Genomic DNA, 19,919 nt, shown 5'->3' on the forward strand with positions numbered 1-19,919 from the left:
CTCTCCTTCCCTATCTCTCGCGCGAAGACGCGCCCGCCGGCACGATCTTCGCCTCAGTCTCGCCCGTGACGTCGCTCGCGCGCACCGTCACCGTGGAGGCGCCCTCCTGCTCGGGCAGCTCGTACATCACGTCGGTGAGCACGCGCTCGCAGATGGAGCGCAGGCCGCGGGCGCCGGTGCCGTGCTCCACGGCCTCGTGCGCGATGGCCACGAGGGCCTCCGGCTCGAAGGTGAGCACGGCGTCCTCGAACTCGAACATCTTCACGTACTGCTTGACGAGCGCGTTACGCGGCTCGGTGAGGATGCGCACGAGGTCTTCCTCCGACAGCTCCTGAAGCGACGTGATGACCGGGATGCGGCCCACGAACTCGGGGATCATGCCGTACTTGTTGAGGTCCTCCGGAAGCACCTGGGCCAGAAGCTCCGCCTCGCGCAGCTTCTGGGACTCGGGCAAGTCGACCGCGAACCCCAGGCCGCTCGTGCCCTTGCGCTGGGCGACGATGTCAGCCAGGCCCACGAACGCCCCGCCCAGGATGAACAGGATGTTGGTGGTGTCGATGGGGATGAGCTCCTGCTGGGGGTGCTTGCGCCCGCCCTGGGGCGGCACGGAGGCCTCGCAGCCCTCGACGATCTTGAGCAGGGCCTGCTGCACGCCCTCGCCTGACACGTCGCGGGTGATGGAGAGGTTCTCGGCCTTGCGGGCGATCTTGTCGATCTCGTCGATGTAGATGATGCCGATCTCGGCGCGGGGCACGTCGAAGTCAGCCGCGGTGATGAGCTTGAGCAGGATGTTCTCCACGTCCTCGCCCACGTAGCCCGCCTCGGTCAGCGTGGTGGCGTCCGCGATGGCGAAAGGCACCTTGAGGGTGCGCGCGAGCGTCTGGGCCAGAAGCGTCTTGCCTGAGCCGGTGGGGCCGAGCAGCATGATGTTGGACTTGGCGAGCTCCACGTCGCCCTCCTCGGCCTCCTGGCCCATGGAGATGCGCTTGTAGTGGTTGTACACCGCCACGGAGAGCGCCTTCTTCGCCGCCTCCTGGCCCACGACGTGCTCGGAGAGGTTCTCGTAGAGCTCACGCGGGGTGGGCAGGTTGTCGAGCACCTCCTCCGGCGCCGGCTCGCCGTCGTCGGCCCCCTCGCGGCGCGACTCCTCCTCGGCGTGACGGCCGCGGCGGTGGCGCGGGAGCTCTTGCTCCTCCTCGATCAGGTCAAGTTCCTGGGACATGGAAAAGCCCAGGTCGCGCATCATGGCATCCGCGCACACCGAGATGCACTCGTCGCAGATGTAGATGCCGTTGGGCCCGGAGATCATGGCGTTGACCTGCTGGGGAACCTTGCCGCAGAAGGCGCAGTAGATATCCCCGGCTCCGTCGCCGAAGCCGGGGTGGTTACGTTCTTGGGTCATGGGGTACCGCTTCCCTCTCCCCTACGACTCCGACTTGGCGCCGTGGTGGAAGATGATCTCGTCGACGAGGCCGTAGGCCTTGGCCTCCTCGGCTGTCATGTAGTTGTCGCGCTCGGTGTCGAGCTGGATCTTGTCGATGGGCTGGCCGGTGTTGTCCGAGAGGATCTTGTTCAGGCGCTTGCGCGTCTTGAGCATGAAGTCCGCCACGATGGCGATCTCGGTCTGCTGGCCCTGGGCGCCGCCGAGCGGCTGGTGGATGAGCACCATGGAGTTGGGCAGGCAGAAGCGCTTGCCCTTGGCGCCCGACGACAGGAGGACCGCCGCCATGGAGGCGCACTCGCCGATGCAGATGGTGGACACGTCGCACTTGACGAAGTTCATGGTGTCGAGGATGCCCAGACCCGCAGTGACCGAGCCGCCCGGGGAGTTGATGTAGAGCTGGATGTCCTTCTCCGGATCGGCGCTCTCGAGGTGGAGCATCTGGGCCACCACGGAGTTGGCCACGTGGTCGTCGATCTGCTCGCCGAGGAAGATGATGCGGTCGTTGAGCAGACGGCTGTAGATGTCGTAGCTGCGCTCGCCGCGCGGGGACTGCTCGATGACGTAGGGGATGAGCGCGTTGCTCACTCGCTCGATGGTCATAGCTTGGCCTCTCTCTCGCGTCGCGGCCGCTCGCGACCGCTCTCAATGATTCGCTACCATACTGATATAGGTTCGCCGCCCGCGCAAGGCGCATTTGGCGAAAGTCCATGGAAAAAGGCCGCCTGATGTCTTGTTTCGCCACATCAGACGGCCTTTCTGATCAGTCGGGAAGTAAGGGTTCGGGCCTACTCCTCAGGCGCGGGCTCCGCGTCCTTGGCAGCCTTCTTCTTGGCGGCCTTCTTGGGCTTGGCCTTCTCCTCGGGCTCAGCGGCCAGCTCGACCTCGGTGACGACGGCCTTGTCCATCACGTCCTCCATGGCCTTGAAGCGCACGACGCCCTCGCGGATGAGGTGGAGGCGGCCAGACTCGCGCCACTCCTTCTCCGTCGCCGCGGGGTCGGGCAGGCCGGCCTTCACGAACTCGGCGCTGACCTCCTCGGGGGTGGCCACGATGCCGGCGTGGCGCGCCCAGGCCTCAAGCGCGAGCTCCTGCTTGGCGTTGTCGGCGGCCTGCATCTTCACGTCGTCCTTGAACTGGTCGGCGTCGATGCCCGCCTGCATCAGGTAGGTGTCGAAGCTCAGGCCCTGGCGCTGCAGCTGGGTGAAGAAGTCCTGGAGCAGGTTGGCCTCGGCCTCCTCCACCATGGACTCGGGCACCTCGCCCACCAGGCGGGAGGCGAGCACGTCGAGGGTGGCGTTCTCCTTCATGCGGGGCAGGATGTCGGCCTTCTGGGCGGTGATGGACTCGGCCACGCGCTCGCGCAGGTCGGCAGCGTCCTCAAAGCCCATGGTGTCCTTGGCCCACTCGTCGGTGACCTCGGGCAGCTCCTTCTTCTTCACCACGTTGCAGGTGACCTCGAAGGCGATCTTCTCGCCCGCGTGCGGGGCGAGCAGCACGGCGGCCTCGTCAGCCGGCACGTCGAGGGTGAACTCGCGGACCTGACCCTTCTTGATGCCCATGATCTCCTCGTCGAAGGCCTCGGAGAACATGCCGGAGCCCGGGCCGTACAGGCGGGACTCGCTCGTCAGGCCCTCGATCTGGTTGCCGTCGGCGTCCTTGGCCACCACGGCGATGTCGACGAAGTTCTCCGGCTTGAGCTTAGTGGCGGCGCTGGCGTCCTCGAAGACGCTGTAGTGGGCGCGCAGGGCCTCGATCTGCTCGGCGACCTCCGCGTCGGTTGCGCCCTCGGCGGGCAGCTCGATGGCCACGGGCTCGTAGCTGTCCAGCTCGAGCTCGGGCTTGACGGCCACGGTGAAGGAGAACTCGTAGGGCTTGCCGTTCTCTACCAGGCCGGTGTCCTCGAACTCGGGGCGGCCCAGCGGGAAGAGGCCTTCGGCCTCGATAACCTGCGGGTAGGCGTCGTTCACCAGGTCCTCGGACACGGTGGCGAGCACCGCCTCGGCGCCGAGCGCGTTGTCGATGACCGGGCGCGGAGCCTTGCCCTTGCGGAAGCCCGGGAAGTTGTAGCGCTGGGCGAACTGCTTGTAGGTCTTCTTGATGCGGGCGTCGACGTCCTTCGCGTCGATGGTCACGACCACCTTGACGCGGTTGTCCTCGAGGGTCTCTACCTTAGTGTTCACGTTGTCTTTCCTCCATCGTTTGCCGTGGGGCGCCGGGCGGCCCGGCGCGCATGCGTCTTGCGCTTCCGCGGCCGGCAGCGCCCCGCGCGGGGCTGGCTGCGGGCGCAAGCGCACCAGCACGCGATTATCGCATAACCTAGTCGATCTCGTCCAGTGAGAAGGCGTCCTTGCCCAGGTGGACCTCCTTGCCCTCCTTGAGCGCGGCACGGTACTCCGCCGTGGCGGTGAACACCACGTCAGAGGACGAGTTGAGCGCCGTCTCGCAGGAGTCCTGGATGACGCCGATGATGAAGCCGATGGCCACGACCTGCATGGCGATGTCGTTGCCGATGCCGAACAGCGAGCAGCACAGCGGGATGAGCAGCAGCGACCCGCCGGCCACGCCCGAGGCGCCGCAGGCGGACACGGCGGCCAGCACGCAGAGGATGACGGCGGTGATGGGGTCGACCGACAGGCCGATGGTCTGGGCGGCGGCCATGGTCATGATGGTGATGGTGACGGCCGCGCCGGCCATGTTGATGGTGGCGCCGAGCGGAATGGACACCGAGTAGTTGTCCTTGTCGAGCCCGAGCTTGCGGCACAGCTCCATGTTGACGGGGATGTTCGCCGCCGAGCTGCGGGTGAAGAAGGCGGTGAGGCCCGAGTCCTTCAGGCAGCGCAGCACGAGCGGATAGGGATTCTTCTTGGTGCAGACGAACACGATGAGCGGATTGGTGACGAGCGCGATGAAGAACATCACCGCCACGAGCACGAGGATGATGCGGCCGTACCCGAAGAAGATCTCCATACCGGAGGTGGCCACGGAGTTGTACACGAGGCCGAGGATGCCGAACGGCGCGAGCGCGATGACCCAGCGCACCACCATCGACACAGCGTCGGACACGGCGGCGAACACGTCCTTGGTGGCCTCCTTCGCCGCACGCAGCGCGATGCCGAGTACCACGGCCCAGGCCAGGATGCCGATGTAGTTGGCGTTGATGAGCGCGTCCACCGGGTTGCAGGCGATGTTCATCACGAGCGTGGTGAGCACCGCGCCCACGTGCTCGGGCGAGGACTGCTCGACCACCGAGGAGGTGTCGAGCGTGAGCACCGTGGGGAACAGGTAGCTCGCGACCACCGACACAAGCGCGGCGATAAGCGTGCTCACGACGTAGAGGATGACGACGGTCTTCATGGAGCCGGCCGTCTTCGCGCTGCACAGCGCGTTGATGACCAGGAAGAACACGAGCACCGGCGCGACGCCCTTCAGGGCGCTCACAAACAGGTTGCCCAGAAGCACGATGAACTGGCTCAGGCCGGCCAGAGCCTCGTTATCCGACTCCACTGGCACCACGAACGACAGCAGCACGCCGATGACCAGGCCCACGAGGATGCGTTTGATGAGGCTCACCTCGTTGTACTTTCTCACCACGTCTTTAACGGCCATGTAAGCCCTCCTATAAAGGTAAGTGGTGCGGGCGAAAGGACTTGAACCTTCACGGGTCTCCCCACCAGAACCTAAATCTGGCGCGTCTGCCAATTCCGCCACGCCCGCACGTCGCATGACAGCGGCGTCGCCACGCCGCAGCGCCCCATGATAGCAGAAGAGCGGCCGCGACGTGGGATGATCCCGCGGTTGCGGCCGAGGCGGCACGATCACAGGCGGCGCGTGCCATCAGGTGTGACCCTCTGTCACCCTCACAGGGGCGTGCCATCAGGTGTGACCCTCTGTCACTCTGTCACCAAAGCAGGGGCCCCGGCGCGATGCCGGGGCCCCTGCAGGAGGAGGGTGACTAGCGGTAGAGCCGCAGGCTCGGCGGGACCAGCCCGTAGCGAGCCTGCCAGTCGCCGAGGGTCGCGCGGGCCAGGCAGGCGAGCGGGCCGTAGAAGGCGTCGTCTGCGCGCTCGGCCAGAAGCTCGAGGAAGCGCGGGGCCCAGGGCAGCATGAGCTCCTCGACGAGGCGCCGCGCGGCCCGCTCGTCCACGTCGGCGCGCAGCGACCACGCGAGCATGAGCAGCATGAGGCCCAGGTGGTCCTCCGGCTGGCGCTCGGGCAGGCGCAGCGTCACGCCCGCCTCGCGCATCCACTGGCGCACGTCGAGCGTGAGGTTGCCGAAGATGACGCCCTCCGGATCGGTGTAGACCGACCCCCACGGGGGCGCCGGCAGCTTGGCCGGCCCCACGAACAGGCGGGCGAAGGCGCGATGGCGCTCGGCGGGGTCGCGCTGGGCCAGGTCGGCGGCGAGCGCCTCGAGGGCGCGGGCCGCCTCCTCGCCGCCGAAGGGCCACGCCCCCGCCGCGTCGGCGCCCGCCGCCCAGGCCAGGGCGTCCGCGCAGGACGCCTCGGCCGGGTCGACGTAGAGGAGCGTCCCCAGAAGCTCGGCGGCGTCGGCCAGCGCGCCGGCGTCGGCGGCGAAGGCGCCCATTAGCCCAGGCCCACCGAGAGGAACACGCCGTAGAAGTCGACGCGCGCCAGGGCGAGCCCGCAAAGCACCGCCACGCAGGCCACGGCAGCGGCGGCCGGCTTGGTGCCTGCCCCCTTGAGCACGCCCGCGCCCCACACCGCGAGGCCCACGAGCGAGAGCGCGGCGGCGGCCACGGCCACGCCGGCGTAGGTGCCCAGGGCGTCAGCCAGGGTGGCGCCGGTGGAGCTCATAGCCGCGCCAGCGGCGCTGCCGAGCAGGGCCAGGCCCGCGACGAGCAGCACGAGGCCGGCCGCGGCCATGCCGAGGAGCATCTTGCCAGCCGGGGCCGACAGCGCGCCCTTGGCCGCAGCCAGGCAGCATGCCGCCAGCACGCCGCCGCCGAGCAGGGCCAGGCCGACCTGGCTCACGGCGCCCCACGGGGTGTTCCAGACGGGGATGGTGACGATCATGTAGGCGGTGCCGGTGAACACGGCCGTCAGCACGGCGAGCACCAGGAGCACCGCGCCGCAGGCGCGCTGGGCGCCGGCGCCGGGATGAGCGGCCACGCAGGCCACGCACCACACGACGGCCACGGCGATGGAGGCGCCGGCCACCGCGATCTCGTTGGAGAGCGGCGAGCGGCCCACGCCGGCCATCATGTCCAGCACGTGGGCCGGAGACCCCAGGTGCATGAACGAGGCCGCGAGGCCCACGAGCACGAGCACGCCGGGAACGAGGACCAGCATATCGGCGCGGCGCGCCGCGGCCTCGTCACCCGCCGGCAGGAAGCCGCGGGCACAGGCCATGAGCCCCAGGGCCGCCAGCCCCACGGGGACCAGCAGGGAGAAGACGAGCAGGGGCAGCTCGCCCAAGGCAGCGTCGAAGAACATTACCTGACCTCCTTCGGGTTCATGAGCGCGCCCTCGTAGGTGCCGCCCTTCTTGGTGGCGGGGCTGCCCTTCATGATGGTAGTGGGCTTGGTGTAGGACGGGTCGGGAAGCGGCGCGAGCCACTCGCCCTCGCCGTGCTTCTTGGCCATCTCGTCGGCCGGGCCGAAGTCGAGCGCGTAGAGCGGGCAGGCATCCACGCAGATGGGGTTCTCGCCCTTCGCGACGCGCTCGGTGCAGCCGTCGCACTTGCGCATCTGGCCCAGGTCCGCATCGAAGCTCGGCACGTTGTAGGGGCAGGCCAGCTGGCAGTACTTGCACCCCACGCAACGCTCGTGGTCCACGGAGACGAAGCCCTGCTCGTCGCGGTGCATGGCGCCGGTCGGGCACACCTGCATGCAGGCCGCCTCCTCGCAGTGGTTGCAGTTGACGGAGAGGTAGCTCGTCCACACGTGCGGCGTGACGCAGCCCCGCTCGTCGGTGTCGAAGCCGCCGCCGGCGTACTCGTACACCTTGCGGAACGACACCTTGGTGTCGAGGTTATGGTAGTCCTTGCATGCCAGCTGGCAGGTCTTGCAGCCCGTGCAGCGCGCGGCATCGAAGGAGAAAGCGTAGTCGGTCATTGCTCATTCCTCCCTTAGCTGATCTTCCGGACGCCCGCCACGTTGGAGTGCTGCGGGTTGCCCTTCGCCAGGGGCGAGGGGTGCATGTTGGTCAGGGTGTTGATGCAGCCGCCCTTGTCGATGCGGTCGCCGGACATGTCGGCGTCGCGCCAGGCGCCCTGCGAGATGGCCAGCGAGCCGGGGATGATGCGCGGCGTCACCTTGGCCAGGATGTGCACTTCGCCGTGGTCGTTGAACACGCTCACCATCTCGCCGTTCTCGATGCCCAGCTTCTCCGCGTCGGCGGTGTTGATCCACACCTCCTGCGGGCAGGCCTCCTTGACCAGCTCCACGCCGCCCCACGAGCTGTGGGTGCGCGACTTGTAGTGGAAGCCGATGAGGGTGAAGGGCAGCTCCTCGGTGCAGTCCTCGTAGCTATCGACGCCCGGGGTGTAGATGGGCACGGGGCACAGCACGTCACGCGGGTCGTCGAACTCCCAGGTCTCCACGAGCTTCTGGATCTTCTCGGAGAACACCTCGATCTTGCCCGAGGGGGTCTTGAGGGGGTTGGCCACCGGGTCGGCCACGAAGGTGGCGAGCGCCGGGGTGTAGCCCTTGGGGTTGCGGTAGTGGAACTCGCCGATCTCGTAGCCCTCCTCGTAGCTGGGCATGCGGGGGTCCTTGGCCGCGGCGGTCTCGTAGATCTCGCGCGTCCAGCCCTCCTGGTCCTTGCCGTCGAGGTACTCGTCGCGCACGCCCATGGCCTCGGCGATGTCGGCGCACACGTCGAAGGCGCTGCGACGCTCGAACTTCTCGCCGGTGGTGGCGGGGCTCGCGAAGGTGATGGAGGCCACGTCTCCCGACCAGCCGTCGTTGATGATGCCCTTCTGCTCGGCGCGCATGATGTCGGGCAGCAGGATGTCGGCGTACTTGGCGGCGTCGTTCATGACGGTCTCGAAGACGAGGATGAACTCGCACTTGGACTCGTCGACGAGGATGTCATGGGCCACGTTGGCGTCGCTGTGCTGGTTGGTGAAGCAGTTCCCGCCGTACTCCACGAGGAACTTGATGTCGGTGGAAAGCTTGTCGGCACCCACCACGCCGTCGTGGGTGGCGGTCATCTCATGGCCGTGGTCGATGGCGTCGGCCCAGGTGAAGATGGAGATCTGCGTCTTGCAGGGGTTCGTGCCGCCAATCCAGGGGATGCTGAAGGAGTACGACCCCACGTCAAGGCCGGTGGACGTGCCCGGCTTGCCGATGGCGCCCACCATGACGGGCAGAAGGCTCACGGCCAGCGAGGCGAGCTCGCCGTTGGAGTGACGCTGGATGCCGTAGTACTGGGCGACGAAGGGCGCCTCGGCCTCGGCCAGCTCGTGAGCCAGCTTGACGATGCGCTCCTCGGGGATGAGGGTGATCTCGGCGGCCCAGGCGGGCGTCTTCTCCACCTTGTCGTAGCCCGCTCCCATGACGTAGTCGCGGTAGGACATGTTCTTGCCCTGGTAGGCCTCGGGCAGGGTGTGCTCGTCGAAGCCGACGGTGTAGGTGTCGAGGAACGCCTGGTCGAGCAGGTTCTCCTCGATGAGCACGTGCGCGATGGCCGCCACGAGGGCCGCGTCGGTGCCGGGGCGGATGGGGATCCACTCGTCGCCGGAGTTGGCCAGCGTGTCGTTGTAGCGCGGGTCGATGTGGATGTACTTGGCATCCGGGTTCATGCGGTGCGCCCACTCGAAGCCGTGCTTGGACTCGCCGGTGGAGCCCATCATGGAGTCAGACGGCGACCAGCCCATGCAGATGACGAGGTCGGAGTCTTTGATGGCCGCCGGCGTGGAGGCCGTCTTGGCGCCCCACATGTAGGGAGCGGCCTTGGTGATCTGCGCGGCCGAGTAGGTGCCGTAGTAGCCCAGGTAGCCGCCGGTGCAGGCGAGCAGGCGGCCGATGGGGCGGCCGGTGAGGCTGTAGACGCCCGAGCCGAGCGTCCAGTAGACGGCCTCGGGGCCGTAGTTCTCGTAGGTGCGCTTGAGGTTATCGGCGATGGTCTGAATGGCCTCATCCCAGCTGATGCGCTCGAACTTGCCCTCGCCGCGCTTGCCCACGCGCTTCATGGGGTACTTGAGGCGGTCGGGGTCGTTGATCCAGCGACGCACGGAGCGCCCGCGCAGGCAGGCACGCTGGCGGCTCGTCTCGTCATCGTCCCACGGCTCGGTCTCGGACTGGATCCACTGGATCTCGTCGTCCTTGACGTGCATCCACAGCGGGCAGCGGCTCGCGCAGTTGCAGGAGCAGTGGCTCTGGACCACCTTCTCCTCGGCGCTCTGCTGGTTGGCCTCCGCGGCGAAGGCCGGCTCAGCCTTCTCGAACAGCGCGTCCACGAGGACGCCGCTCGCGGCCATGGTGGCGGTGGCGGCACCGGCTCCCTTGAAGAACGTCCTGCGGGACATCCCTCCGCTCGGCGCGTTTGCTTCCATAAAAGCTCCTTCCCTCTCTACCGGCGCCGACGAACCCTCCCGGCGGCGCCATGTAACGCGTTTGACGATAAAATGTTACCGGCAAAATAACATCACACGTTTTATGTGATGTTGAGAAAACCCAGGTCGCATAGACTTTTGGGTATCGAGTATGTGAGGCGGGCGCGCCAGGGTCGGAGAGGGGCCCATGCGCCCGGGCCGCGTCCGGGCCGTGCCTGGGCGCAGTTCGGATAACGCCTCGGAGGGACATCTGCATGAGACCAGCCACCCACAGCGACGCCGCCGCGCTGGCGGCACCCGCGCACCGCGCCTACGTCGGCCGCCTCGCCGAGGAGCGCGAGCGGCTCGGCGAGGCCATCGCCCGCTTCGGCGTGCCGCTTGACGACGACGCCGGGCGCGCCGCTCGCGTGGCGGCGTTGCGTGAGCGCGTCATCGCACTCGGGGCACATGAGCGCAACGGCGGGTGCGCGCTCACGGCCGGCGCGCTCTCCCCCGCCTGCGCGCGCTGCGCCACCGGGCACCGCAGCATCTCCACGTTCGCCACGCTCGCCTGCCCGCGCGGCTGCTGGTTCTGCTTCAACCCCAACCAGCACGACTGGGACCGCTACCGCGACGGCGCGAAGGACTGGCGCGGGGAGCTTTCGGCCTACGCCGAGGCGGCCGGGGGCATCGACTGCGCGGCGCTCACCGGCGGCGAGCCGCTGCTGCTGGCCGACGAGGCGCTCGCCTTCTGCGCGTGGACGCGCGAGCGCCATCCGCACGCCCATATAAGAATGTACACCTCGGGCCTCGGCGCCACGCCGGGCCTCTGGGCCCAGCTGGCCGCCGCCGGGCTTGACGAGGTGCGCCTGAGCGTGAAGATCGACGAGGGCGAGACGGCCGTCGCCGAGGCGCTCGGGCACGTGGCCGCCGCCGTGGAGGCGGTGCCGGCCGTCATCGTGGAGATGCCTGTGATCCCCGGCACGGGGCCTGCCATGGAGCGGCTGCTGTCCGACCTGGAGCGCCTTGGCGCCTTCGGCGTGAACCTGCTGGAGCTGTGCTTTCCGCTCCACAATGCCGCGGCCTTCCGCGAACGCGGGCTGCGCCTGGCGCGCGACCCCTTCCGCGTGCCCTACGACTACGGCTACGCCGGCGCGCTGCCCGTGGCCGGCAGCGAGGAGCTGGCCCTCGAGCTCATGGCCCGCGCGCTCGAGGGCGGCACGGCGCTCGGGCTGCACTGGTGCTCGCTCGAGAACAAGAACACCGCCCAGATCTGGGCCCAGAACGACGGCGGGGCGCTGGCCGTGCCGCCGTGGCGCTTCTCGAGCCGCACGTTCTTCTACGAGGCGGCGCGCGCCTTCGGCGAGGACGCCGCGCGGCTGGCCGCATGGCTGCGCGAGGACGGCGCCGATGACGAGGCGTGGTCGTGGGACGAGGAGGCCGGCGTGGTGCTGGCCGACCCGGCGGCGGCCGGCGCGGCGCTCATGCGGCGGGGCGGCGCAGGCGCGCTCGGGCGCCTGTTCGTGGCGAGCGCCCTCATCGAGCGCGACGAGGAGAACCGGCGCGTCTTCCGCGAGGTCGGCCTGCATGTGGCCGAGGAGGCCGACCTGACCCGCGCCCCGCTGGCAGGGCCGGCGGCCGAGGAGGGGGCAGACCGATGGTGACCGGCATCGACCAGGGCCTGGCCCAGCTCTCCCTCGTGGCGTTCACCACGCTCATGCCCTCGGGCGCGCTCGCCTTCGTGGCCATCGCGGCGCTGCTGCTCTCACGGCGGCTGGCCCCGGCCGAGGCGGCACGGCTCGCGCGCTTCCTCATCATCCCGCTGGCCGTGGCCATGCTCGGGCTCATCGCGTCCACCAACCACCTGGGCAAGCCGGGCAACACGCTCTACGTGCTCATGGGGGTGGGCCGCTCGCCGCTGTCCAACGAGGTGTTCGCGACCGGGCTCTTCGTCGCGTTCGCGTGGACGGCGTGGCTGCTAAGCTTCAGCGAGCGGCCGTGGGGACGCGTGAGGACGGTGCTCCTGGCCCTCTCGTGCGCATCGGCGCTCGCGGCCATCGCGTTCATCTCGTGCGCCTACTCCATCCGCACGGTGGTGACGTGGGACCTCCCCTTCACCAACGTCAACCTGGTGGCCGTGGCGCCCATGGGCGGCTCGGTGCTGGCCCTGGCCACGCTGCGGGCCGCCGGCGTGCGGCGCGGGCGGCTTGAGCGCGCGCTCCTCGCCCTCGGCGCGGCCGGCGTGCTGCTGGCGCTCGGGTCGCAGGCGGCGCAGTGCGCGACGCTCGGCTCGGTGCGCAGCGGCCTTGTGCGCGCAAGCGATCTGGTGGGCGGCTACCCGGCGGTGATCGCCGCCTCGGCCGTAGGCGCTACGGCGTCGCTCGCGCTCGCCGCGGTCGCGCGCCGCACGCCGGGACGCCGGGGCACCGCGCTCGCCTGGGGCGCCTGCGCGCTCATGGCGGCGGCCGTGGCGGCGGCGCGCTTCATGTTCTACGCGATGCACCTGACGGCGGGGCTCTAGCATGACGCCCCGCAGCCTGCCCGCGCTCTCCTGGCCCCGGCCCAACATCGCCGTCATCGGCTACGCGCTGTACCTGGCCATCAACGCCACGTCGCTGTGGGGCGGGGTGTTTCCCTTCTTCCCCGAGGAGTTCCACTCCCCCGACCTGCTGCTCCAGTTCGCGCTCGCCCAATCGCTCGCGTTCTCGGGCACCATGGCCGCCACGGTGTTCCTCAGCTACCTGCGGCCCGACCTCGTGCGCCGCGCGCTCATCTTCTCGAGCGGCGTGCCCCTGGCCGCGGGCGCCTGCCTGCTGGTGGCGGGGCTCTACCTGCCGGACGCCAAGCCGTGGCTCATCCCGACGGCCGGCGTGCTCGTGGGCATGGGCGGCGCCGGCTTCGCCCTGGCCTGGCAGCGCTACTTCTCCTCGAAGGCGCCTGACCGCGGCAACTTCCTGCTGCTGGCAGGCACCGCCTGCGCGCCGGCGGTCTACCTGACGTTCTACCTCATCCCCATCGCGGTGACGGTGTACCTCATCCCGCTCATCTTCGTGCCGCTGTGCGGGCTGTGCGCCATGCTGGCCACGCGCACCATCGACTTTCGCCAGCCCATCTTCGAGGACGTGCCGCGCGAGCACCCGCGCACCTACCTGCGCGTCATGGGCGACAGCTGGCGTGCGGCCGTGGCGGTGGGCTCGCTCGGATTCGCCTCGGGCATCATCCGCGCCACGGCACTGTCGAGCGTGGCCATGGGCGACGCGGTGAACATCGCGTCGATGGCCGGCGCGCTGGGAGCCTCGGCGGTGCTGCTGCTCGTGTGGCGCCACGGCTCGGTGGAGGTCAACCTCGAGGCTGTCTTTCTGGCGCTGTTCCCCCTGGCCGCGTGCTGCCTGGCGGCCTATCCGTTCTTCGGACCCACGCAGATGATGATCCTGGCCGGCGCCATCTACCTCGTGTTCAGCTTCGCCAACCTGGCCATGATGCTGCACTGCGCCCAGGCCTCGCGCGACCGCGGCGTCAACCCGGTGTTTCTGTTCTCGTTTTTCGGCACCATCGTCTACCTCGTGCAGGACGCGGGCTTCGTGTTCGGTTCCGCCGCCAACGTGACCGGGCAGTTCGGCTACCAGAACTTCTTCATCATCGCCATGGCGGGACTGATCGTGCTGGCGCTCGCGCTCTACCTGCTGCGCGGGGGACTGCCCATCCGCCTGTTCGCCCGCGGCGTAGAGGGGCCGGCCGAGGCCCCGCGGCCTGCGCCGCGCGCTGGCGCCTCGCCGCCGCGCGCCGCCAGCGCCGGCGACGAGATGACCCTGCGCTGCCGCCTGGCGCAAGACCGGTTCCGCCTGACCAGCCGCGAGTGCGAGATCATGGAGGCCATCGTGCGCGGCAACACCGTGGCGCGCACGGCTGAGATCTTCGTGCTGTCCGAGAACACGGTGCGCACCCACACTAAGCACATCTACACCAAGCTCGGCGTCCACCGCAAGCAGGAGATGATCGACGTCCTGAACGGCCTTGAGCTGGAGGGCGCCGGCGAGTAGGGCGCCTTGGCGGGCGCGGAGAACGGCCGACGGGGGGCTGGGGGCTCCCCAGATCGAGCGAGCGCCACGTTTTCCGGCGAGAATGGCACTGATCCGCTGTTTGGTACGGTCAGACGCTGCCAAGGTGCCTCGAACGCTCGGCTGTGGGCCCCTTTCTCCGACATTTGCCCAGGTCGCGGTTGAGCACCTGAGGCGCCTTTGCGCGCCAAGGGCCCGTCCGACCGTACCAAACAGCGGATCAGTGCCAATTTAGGCAAGAAAGCCGGCTGTCGCGCTCGGCGACACGTAATGCCCCCTAGCATCGCGGCCCGCATGTCGTGGCGCCGCGACGTCAGCGCCCGCCCGGTGCGCGGCGGACTTCGCCTCGGCTATACTGAGCGCCATGGAATCGAACGAGGAAAGACGTCAGGGAGGCTACGCCGCGCGTTATGCGCGGTGGACGGCGCCGCTCCGGGCGCGTGCCGGCGCACCGCGGGCGCTTGCGAGCGCGAACCGCATGCTCACGGCGCTCTTCTACGCCGCCTACCCGGTGCTGATCGTCTGGGCGGCGCTCGTCGAACCGGCGCAGGCGGCGGCCTACCTGGTGGCACCGGGCGTCGGGTTCGTCGCGGTCACGCTGTTCCGACACGCCTTCGACGCGCCGCGGCCCTACGAGCGCTGGGACATCGCGCCGCTCGTCGCACGCGACGGCGCCGGACGCTCCTTCCCGAGCCGCCACGTGTTCAGCGCCTTCGCCATCGCCTCGTGCTGGGCCTCATGGTACGCGCCCGCCGGAGCGGCGCTGCTCGCGCTCGCCACGGCGCTCGCCGCCTGCCGCGTGCTCGGCGGCGTCCACTACCCGCGCGACGTCGTGGCCGGCGCGCTCTGTGGCCTGCTCTGCGGCCTCATCGCCGCCCTCGTCGCCTGAGGCCGGGACGCAGCAGCCCGCCAGCACGGACAGGCCACCCGGCAACAGCCCTCTGATCGAGCAGCCGGGGGCAACGCAGACCTCGCCTCCCTAGAGCGCCTTCGCCATCCACTGGTGCTCGACGTGCTCGTCGAGCTCGACGGGGCCGTAGGCGGCGTACCCCGCCTTCGCGTAGAAGGGCTGGGCGCTGCACTGGGCATGCAGGTGCATCTCCGTGGCGCCGGCCTCGCGCGCGATGCGCTCGGACTCCGCCAGCAGAAGCGAGCCCAGCCCGCCCTTGCGCGCCTCGGGCAGCACGGCCAGCCGCCCAAAGACCCAACGCCCCGGCGCATCGTCGAGCGCCGGCTCGAGCGTGGCCGGAAACACCCGCGCGCAGCCGAGCAGCACCCCGTCGCCGTAGAGCGTCACGTGGATCATCTCCGACGCCTCGTCCTCGGGGCCGAACTCGTTTTTGAAGCCCTGCTCCTCCACGAACACGCGCGTCCGCACCGCCGCCGCGTCCTCAAACGCCTCCGCGCCTTGCCCGAACGTGATTTCCATGAGCGCCTCCCTTGGAATCGAAATGCAAAAAGGCCAGCTGAGAAGCTGGCCTTTCGAGTTTCTGGCTCCCCGGGTAGGATTCGAACCTACAACCCTTCGGTTAACAGCCGAATGCTCTGCCGTTGAGCTACCGAGGAATCTCATGCGACCTTCCGGCCCCATGCGCAAGATAGAATTATACCCAAACCCGCCCCGCGCGCAAGACCCAATTTTGCGTCTTGCGCGCGTTTTCGCTCGGCAGGCCGAACGCGCGGCGCCCTCCCCCGACGCCCGCGCGCCGCAGGCTACACGAAGATGAACATCGCCAGGAAGGCGAGGGCCGCCACCCACATGAGGGGCTTCACCTCGGCCACGCGGCCGCGCACCGCCATGAGGATGACGTAGGCGATGAAGCCCAGGCCGATGCCGTTGGTGATGGAGTAGGTGAACGGGATGCCCACGATGACGAGGAACGCCGGAAACGCCAGCTCAGGCTCCTTCCAGGCGATGGATCCCACATCGGTCATCATGAGGAAGCCCACCACCACGAGCGCGCCGCAGGTAGCCGGCCCGGACACCATGCCGAACAGCGGCGCGAGGAAGGCGCACACGAGGAACAGCGCGGCCGTCACCAGGTTAGCCAGGCCCGTGCGGGCGCCCTCGGCCACGCCGGAGGCGGACTCGACGAAGCAGGTGATGGAGCTCGCGCCGAAGAAGCCGCCGGCGATGGCCGCCGCGGAGTCGACGGTCAGGATGGGCTGGATGTCCTTCACGTCTCCGCGCTCGTCAGCGAAGTCGCCCTGCTTGCCGATGGCCACCACCGTGCCCATGGTGTCGAAGAAGTCGCTCATGAGCAGGCTGAACACGAACAGCAGCAGGGCCGGCTGCAGGAACACCTGCACGATGGCCATCTGGCCGTCCACCGTCTGGAACGGCGCCGCGAAGGTGGAGAAGTCGAGCCCGAGGCTCCAGGAGGTGGGCACCGCGGTCACGCCGAGCGGGATGCCCACGATGACGGCCACCACGATGGAGATGAGCAGGCCGCCGCGCACTCCGAGGATCTGGAAGATCACCGCGCACGCAAGCGAGACGAGGGCCACGATGCAGCCCGGCTCGGAAAGCTCGCCCAGGGCCACGAGCGTGGAGTCGTCGGCGATGACGAGCCCGGCGCCCTTGAGACCGATGAACGCGATGAACAGGCCGATGCCGATGCCGATGGCGTGGCGCAGGTCCACGGGGATGGCATCCATGACCGCCTTACGCAGGCCGCCGAGCACGAGCCCGAGGATGACGACGCCCTCGAGGAACACCACGGCCATGGCCACGCGCCAGTCGATGCCGAGTGAGCCGCACAGGCCGTAGGCGACGATGGCGTTGATGCCCATGCCCGAGGCCAGGGCGACGGGCCGGTTGGCGATGAGACCCATGGCGACGGTCATCACCGCCGCGCCGACGCAGGTGGCCGTGAGGCCCGCCTCGAACGGCACGCCGGCGTCCGAGAGGATGGCCGGGTTGACGGCCACGATGTAGGCCATGGCCAGAAACGTCGTAAGACCGCCGAGCACCTCCGTCGATACCGTCGACCCGCGCTCGCGAATCTTGAAGAACTGCTCCATGGACATTCCCCTTCCTTGGTCTGATGGCCGCGAAAAAACACCTGTCCGCCACTGTACCATGCTCCGGGCGCCAGGGAGCGAGAACGTCGGGTTTTCGTTCCCCCTGATGGGCGGGCTACTTCCTTCGCACGAGGTAACAGCGGTGGATCTTGGGGTTGCGCTCGAAGTCGTGCGGGATGGTGCGCTCGGTGATGTCCTCGATCGCCACGCCCAGGCGCGCGAGCTCGTCCACGTCCGGCTTGAAGCCGCGCAGGTTGCACGAGAACACGGCCACGCCGTCTTTGGCCAGAAGGCGGCTCACGCCCACGAGCAGCTCCACGTGATCGCGCTGCACGTCCCAGGTGCGCTTGCCCATGGCCTTGGAGTTGCTGAAGGTGGGCGGGTCCACGAAGACGAGGTCGAAGGAGCGCCGGGCGCGACGGGCGTCGCGGATCCAGTCCATGACGTCGGCGCGCTCCAGGTGGTGGACGGCCGGGTGAGCGTCCCGGGACGCGCCGGCGCCACGAGCGCCTCGGGAGCTGCGGGCTTCGCGCGGGCCGCGGGAGTCGCGGGCGCCCCCCGCCCCGGCGCCGTCGCAGGAAAAGCCGTTGGCCTCCAGGTTGCGGCGGGCCCAGTCGAGGTAGGTCTGGGAGAGGTCCACCGTGGTGGTCTCGACCGCGCCGCCCGCGGCCGCGTGGACCGAGGCCGTGCCCGTGTAGGCGAACAGGTTGAGGAACCGCTTGCCGCGGGCCATCCGGCCCACCATCTTCCGCGTGTCGCGATGGTCGAGGAAGATGCCCGTGTCCAGGTAGCCGGCCAGATCTACCTCGAAGGCGAGCCCGGCCTCGGCAGTGTGGGCCACGTAGCTGCGCCGCCCGGCGTCGCGGTACTGCGAGCCGCCCTTCGAGCGCGTGCGCACCTTGGAGAACACGTGGTCGGGCCGCACGCCCAGGGCCACCGGCACGATGGCCAGCACGTCCTCGAAGCGCCGCCGCGCCGTGGCCGGGTCGACCGAGCGCGGGGCCTGGTACTCGGCCACGTGGACGAATACCTTGCCCTCGGAGTCGCCCGCGCCCTGGTACAGGTCGATGGCGGCAGCGTACTCGGGCAGGTCAGCATCGTAGAGACGGTAGCAGGCCACGCCCTCGCGCCGCGCCCACTTGCGGCGCTCGCGCGCCACCTTGAACAGGCGGGCGGCGAACTGGGCGGCAGCCTCGTCGTGAACCTCCACCGCATGATCGGCACCGCCCTGGGGGTCGGGCACCGTGATGACGGCCCGGGCCGCAGGCGGCTGGTCGAACGCCTCGAGGCAGGCCTCAGCCCGGCCGCGGGAGATCGCGGCCTGGAAGGCAGGCGCGATGCCGAAGCGGCCGGCGACGCCCTCAGGCCCAGCCCAGGCGAAACGCGAGCCCGCGGGCGCCGCAGCGCAGGCGGCCATGAAGGCAGCGGTCTCGGCGATGGCGCGCGCATCCGACGGGTCGCGGTCAAGCGATGCCGCGTGCGCGACGAGCAGCGCCGGGACGGGAGCGGGAACAGCGGCGGCAGCCGGAGCCGGGACGTCCGCGGCCCCCGAGGCCGCGGCTGAGGCGCTCTCGGGACTCTCGGGAGCGACGGCTGCGGAGGGCGGCTCCCCGGTCGCGACGGCAGCCGCACGATCCGGGGCGACTGGGTTCGCGCCGGCTTCGAGCGAGGCGGCCGGCGAGTTCCTTTCGCTTTTCTGGCCATTTTCGCCACGGTTTACGCAAGCTTCGCGCTCCGATACCGCGATTCTGGCCATTTTCGCCACGGTTTCCGCGCTTCGAGCGACTTCGGCAGCGTAAACCGTGGTGTTTTTGGCCATCTTTTCGGAAATCTCCGCCAAAACCCCCGCGAGGCGCGCCTCGATGGCGGACGTGTCCTCGGGAGAGGCCGCCTCCACGCTTGCTACCCGCCGCAGGCCGGCGGCGCGCACATGGCCGCGTGCCCGGGCAACGGCTGGCGACGAGGCCGACACGCCCACGATGCGCACCCGCGCCAAGTCAGGTTCCGCACCCGTAGCCGCGGAGCCCGCCGCGCCCTCGGCCAGGCCTGCAACGCCCGCTGCGGTCGCGGTGTCGCCCGCCAGCGCTGCCAGACCGCGCTCGAAGCGCTCGTCGGCCTCGGCGAGCAGGTCAGCCCAGGCGCCCTCATCGTGGAGCGCCCAGCCGCAGAAGCCCCATCGCTCGCGCACGAGGCCCGGCGCCTGGTCAGCGGCGATGCCGGCCGCCTCGCATATCGTGAGGCCGTCGTCGCAAGCCGCGTCGAAGAGCCCCCAGCCCGCCACCGCGGCGCTCCCCCACCCGGCAGCCGCCAGGAGCGCCGCGGCCAGCGCGCAGGCCGCCGGCGCGTCGTCGCCGTCGCGGGCGTCCAGATAGGCGCGACGGTGGAGCGACTCGCCCGAGAGGTCGAGCGAGAGCGTGGCCCGCCCCTCGCGCACCCGTGCCTCGATGACCGCGTCGGCCCCCTTCGGCGCCACCTCCGGGCGCTCGCCCCGGCGTGCGAGCACGCGGTCGCACATGGCATCCTTCAGCTTGAGCTCGGTGAAGTGACTGTTGCGCAGCTCGGCGTTGGTGCCCCGGGCCCGCACGGCCAGCGACGCGCCCGGCGCGAGCACGTCCTCCCAGGGCACGGCGTAAGCGCCCGCGTAGAGCAGATCGGCGTCGCCGGCGTTCACCCGCGCCACCGTGAGCGTCACGCGGCCGGCCAGACGCGACCACAGGCACACGCGCTCGGCGTCGAGCGGCGCGCCGAAGAAGGTGACGCCGCCCTTGAGCGGCCGCACACGCCGCACGCCCAGGGCGCGCAACTCATCGGCCAGGAGAGCCTCAGCCCCCGGCAGGCATGTCGCGAAGAACTCGAGGGGCTCCTCGGCGCTCGGTCTAGGATTCTGGTTCATGGG

The 19,919-nt window shown here is 69.6% G+C and carries 15 protein-coding genes and 2 tRNA genes; 4 read left to right on the forward strand and 13 right to left on the reverse strand.

Annotated features, from left to right (window positions below):
• Positions 1-10: 10 nt before the first annotated feature.
• From clpX to AC6I0Y_RS05980, 9 genes are all read right to left on the reverse strand, one after another.
• The gene (clpX, locus tag AC6I0Y_RS05940; protein ID WP_497730100.1) at positions 11-1,402 is read right to left on the reverse strand and encodes an ATP-dependent Clp protease ATP-binding subunit ClpX; all 1,392 of its coding nucleotides are present in this window, start codon (positions 1,400-1,402) and stop codon (positions 11-13) included.
• 21 nt (positions 1,403-1,423) lie between these two features.
• Positions 1,424-2,044: an ATP-dependent Clp protease proteolytic subunit gene (locus AC6I0Y_RS05945; RefSeq protein WP_160708394.1), complete on the reverse strand. Its 621-nt coding sequence runs from the start codon at positions 2,042-2,044 to the stop codon at positions 1,424-1,426.
• 185 nt (positions 2,045-2,229) lie between these two features.
• Entirely contained in the window at positions 2,230-3,624 is a 1,395-nt protein-coding gene (gene tig, locus AC6I0Y_RS05950; protein WP_497730102.1) for a trigger factor, read from the reverse strand.
• A 136-nt stretch (positions 3,625-3,760) separates the two neighbouring features.
• Positions 3,761-5,050, reverse strand: a complete 1,290-nt coding sequence (gene sstT / locus AC6I0Y_RS05955) for a serine/threonine transporter SstT (RefSeq protein WP_160708390.1) — start codon at positions 5,048-5,050, stop codon at positions 3,761-3,763.
• 23 nt (positions 5,051-5,073) lie between these two features.
• Positions 5,074-5,158: transfer RNA gene (locus tag AC6I0Y_RS05960), tRNA-Leu, on the reverse strand.
• Between the two features lie 238 nt (positions 5,159-5,396).
• Positions 5,397-6,029: a Tat proofreading chaperone DmsD gene (gene dmsD, locus AC6I0Y_RS05965; protein ID WP_497730105.1), complete on the reverse strand. Its 633-nt coding sequence runs from the start codon at positions 6,027-6,029 to the stop codon at positions 5,397-5,399.
• The gene (locus tag AC6I0Y_RS05970; RefSeq protein WP_160708386.1) at positions 6,029-6,898 is read right to left on the reverse strand and encodes a DmsC/YnfH family molybdoenzyme membrane anchor subunit; all 870 of its coding nucleotides are present in this window, start codon (positions 6,896-6,898) and stop codon (positions 6,029-6,031) included. The genes dmsD and AC6I0Y_RS05970 overlap by 1 nt, the downstream gene beginning before the upstream one ends.
• Positions 6,898-7,518, reverse strand: coding sequence for a DMSO/selenate family reductase complex B subunit (locus AC6I0Y_RS05975; RefSeq protein WP_160708384.1), 621 nt, complete (start codon positions 7,516-7,518; stop codon positions 6,898-6,900). The genes AC6I0Y_RS05970 and AC6I0Y_RS05975 overlap by 1 nt, the downstream gene beginning before the upstream one ends.
• A 14-nt stretch (positions 7,519-7,532) precedes the next feature.
• A complete protein-coding gene (locus tag AC6I0Y_RS05980) occupies positions 7,533-9,962 on the reverse strand; it encodes a DMSO/selenate family reductase complex A subunit (RefSeq protein ID WP_201750927.1) in 2,430 nt (809 codons plus the stop codon).
• A gap of 254 nt (positions 9,963-10,216) precedes the next feature.
• Between AC6I0Y_RS05980 and AC6I0Y_RS05985 the strand changes: the two genes are divergently transcribed.
• From AC6I0Y_RS05985 to AC6I0Y_RS06000, 4 genes are all read left to right on the forward strand, one after another.
• Positions 10,217-11,605 carry a radical SAM protein gene (locus tag AC6I0Y_RS05985; protein ID WP_497730108.1) on the forward strand — a complete coding sequence of 463 codons (1,389 nt, stop codon included), beginning with the start codon at positions 10,217-10,219 and terminating at the stop codon, positions 11,603-11,605.
• The gene (locus AC6I0Y_RS05990; protein ID WP_497730110.1) at positions 11,599-12,462 is read left to right on the forward strand and encodes a dimethyl sulfoxide reductase anchor subunit family protein; all 864 of its coding nucleotides are present in this window, start codon (positions 11,599-11,601) and stop codon (positions 12,460-12,462) included. Before AC6I0Y_RS05985 ends, AC6I0Y_RS05990 begins: the two co-directional genes overlap by 7 nt.
• A gap of 1 nt (position 12,463) precedes the next feature.
• A complete protein-coding gene (locus AC6I0Y_RS05995; protein ID WP_497730112.1) occupies positions 12,464-13,981 on the forward strand; it encodes a LuxR C-terminal-related transcriptional regulator in 1,518 nt (505 codons plus the stop codon).
• A gap of 496 nt (positions 13,982-14,477) precedes the next feature.
• A complete protein-coding gene (locus AC6I0Y_RS06000; protein ID WP_236643499.1) occupies positions 14,478-14,888 on the forward strand; it encodes a phosphatase PAP2 family protein in 411 nt (136 codons plus the stop codon).
• Positions 14,889-14,978: 90 nt separating this feature from the next.
• On the opposite strand, the gene AC6I0Y_RS06005 is transcribed toward AC6I0Y_RS06000, so the two are convergent.
• The 4 genes from AC6I0Y_RS06005 to AC6I0Y_RS06020 form a co-directional block, all read right to left on the reverse strand.
• A complete protein-coding gene (locus tag AC6I0Y_RS06005; protein ID WP_160710275.1) occupies positions 14,979-15,428 on the reverse strand; it encodes a GNAT family N-acetyltransferase in 450 nt (149 codons plus the stop codon).
• A gap of 62 nt (positions 15,429-15,490) precedes the next feature.
• Positions 15,491-15,565, reverse strand: a tRNA-Asn gene (locus AC6I0Y_RS06010).
• A 147-nt stretch (positions 15,566-15,712) separates the two neighbouring features.
• Positions 15,713-17,029: an NCS2 family permease gene (locus AC6I0Y_RS06015; protein WP_497730114.1), complete on the reverse strand. Its 1,317-nt coding sequence runs from the start codon at positions 17,027-17,029 to the stop codon at positions 15,713-15,715.
• Positions 17,030-17,138: 109 nt separating this feature from the next.
• Complete coding sequence (locus AC6I0Y_RS06020; RefSeq protein WP_497730115.1) at positions 17,139-19,916, reverse strand: class I SAM-dependent methyltransferase; 2,778 nt, start codon at positions 19,914-19,916, stop codon at positions 17,139-17,141.
• Between the last annotated feature and the right edge of the window lie 3 nt (positions 19,917-19,919).

It is taken from the genome of Adlercreutzia sp. St.1H8 (genome assembly GCF_059728655.1).

Coding starts and splice junctions, on each gene's coding strand:
- clpX (WP_497730100.1), bottom strand. CDS start 1,402: ATGACCCAAGAACGTAACCACCCCGGCTTCGGCGACGGAGCCGGGGAT.
- AC6I0Y_RS05945 (WP_160708394.1), bottom strand. CDS start 2,044: ATGACCATCGAGCGAGTGAGCAACGCGCTCATCCCCTACGTCATCGAG.
- sstT (WP_160708390.1), bottom strand. CDS start 5,050: ATGGCCGTTAAAGACGTGGTGAGAAAGTACAACGAGGTGAGCCTCATC.
- dmsD (WP_497730105.1), bottom strand. CDS start 6,029: ATGGGCGCCTTCGCCGCCGACGCCGGCGCGCTGGCCGACGCCGCCGAG.
- AC6I0Y_RS05970 (WP_160708386.1), bottom strand. CDS start 6,898: ATGTTCTTCGACGCTGCCTTGGGCGAGCTGCCCCTGCTCGTCTTCTCC.
- AC6I0Y_RS05975 (WP_160708384.1), bottom strand. CDS start 7,518: ATGACCGACTACGCTTTCTCCTTCGATGCCGCGCGCTGCACGGGCTGC.
- AC6I0Y_RS05980 (WP_201750927.1), bottom strand. CDS start 9,962: ATGGAAGCAAACGCGCCGAGCGGAGGGATGTCCCGCAGGACGTTCTTC.
- AC6I0Y_RS05985 (WP_497730108.1), top strand. CDS start 10,217: ATGAGACCAGCCACCCACAGCGACGCCGCCGCGCTGGCGGCACCCGCG.
- AC6I0Y_RS05990 (WP_497730110.1), top strand. CDS start 11,599: ATGGTGACCGGCATCGACCAGGGCCTGGCCCAGCTCTCCCTCGTGGCG.
- AC6I0Y_RS05995 (WP_497730112.1), top strand. CDS start 12,464: ATGACGCCCCGCAGCCTGCCCGCGCTCTCCTGGCCCCGGCCCAACATC.
- AC6I0Y_RS06000 (WP_236643499.1), top strand. CDS start 14,478: ATGCTCACGGCGCTCTTCTACGCCGCCTACCCGGTGCTGATCGTCTGG.
- AC6I0Y_RS06005 (WP_160710275.1), bottom strand. CDS start 15,428: ATGGAAATCACGTTCGGGCAAGGCGCGGAGGCGTTTGAGGACGCGGCG.
- AC6I0Y_RS06015 (WP_497730114.1), bottom strand. CDS start 17,029: ATGTCCATGGAGCAGTTCTTCAAGATTCGCGAGCGCGGGTCGACGGTA.
- AC6I0Y_RS06020 (WP_497730115.1), bottom strand. CDS start 19,916: ATGAACCAGAATCCTAGACCGAGCGCCGAGGAGCCCCTCGAGTTCTTC.